Genomic DNA, 450 nt, shown 5'->3' with positions numbered 1-450 from the left:
TCCACGCCGATCTCGCGCCCGGTCTTCGGGAGCGGCTGGGCGGGGACGTCGTCGCAGGACAGGATGACGTACCAGCGCCCGGCCTCACGCTTGACCTCGACGGTTTTGACGCGCCCGGCCACCGCGCGGTGCTGGTGGACTCGCAGATGCCCGATGCCTTGGACGCGGACGTAGGTCGCCATGCCGTGCTGGGGTTGGGAGTCCCAGCGTGCCCCGTCGCCCTCCACGAGGGTGACGGTGTCGAACCAGCCGCGCCCTTTGAACCTCGGGTAGCCGGGCCTCTCACCGCTTTTGACCCGGCGGAAGAACGCCTCGAACGCCTTGTTCAGGCGGCGCAGGGTCTGCTGCTGACTGGTGAACGACCAACGGCCCTGCCCGTCCGGATCAGCGGCGCGGATCGCCTTCAGCTGCGCGGACTGGCCGCCGTACCGGATCGTCGTCTTCGACGGG

Annotated in this window: 1 pseudogene; it reads right to left on the bottom strand. The window is 69.8% G+C overall.

Annotated features, from left to right (window positions below):
* Nucleotides 1-450 (bottom strand): annotated as a pseudogene (locus tag V5E28_RS49170) (RNA-guided endonuclease TnpB family protein); the annotation flags it as partial.

Source organism: Nonomuraea sp. LPB2021202275-12-8, assembly GCF_037044575.1.
GTDB lineage: Bacteria > Actinomycetota > Actinomycetes > Streptosporangiales > Streptosporangiaceae > Nonomuraea.
Note: the sequence above shows the minus strand (reverse complement) of the source record. Positions and strands in the feature narration are given on the sequence as shown.